We start from the raw sequence: 427 nt of genomic DNA on the forward strand, positions 1-427 counted from the left end.
TAGTGTTCTCAATGACTGTATTAATATAACTCTCTAAAAATTTAACAGTTATATTTCTATAGTTTTCACTTAATTTTGTTAAAACCTTATTCTTAATCCAAGAGCTCTTAACTCTTGCAGCTTTAAGTAACTCTTTAACTTTATTTCTAACATCAACAAGACTTGTACATTTTTCATACATGTCTGCATTAAATTCTTTTGAGTTACTATTAGAATCTATATCTATATTATTATTCCTAATATACCTAGGAGTAGCTTTATTACCTTCTATGCTTGTTGTATCAGGGGTTGTAATGTTTTCATTATTGGGTAATTTATTGGGTAATGGCAGAAAATAACAGTTTCTTTTTTTTACATTTTCAATAATAAGTAAACCTAAATCTTTTAATTTATTTACTATATTTTTTATTTGTTTTAAGCTTATATT

1 pseudogene is annotated in these 427 nt (G+C 24.4%); it reads right to left on the reverse strand.

The features are described 5' to 3' along the window. Nucleotides 1-427, reverse strand: a pseudogene (locus tag QP548_RS16835) (plasmid replication protein); the annotation flags it as partial.

Origin of the sequence: Clostridium sp. UMB9555A (genome assembly GCF_030222355.1) — a bacterium.
Taxonomy (GTDB): Bacteria; Bacillota; Clostridia; order Clostridiales; family Clostridiaceae; genus Sarcina; species Sarcina perfringens.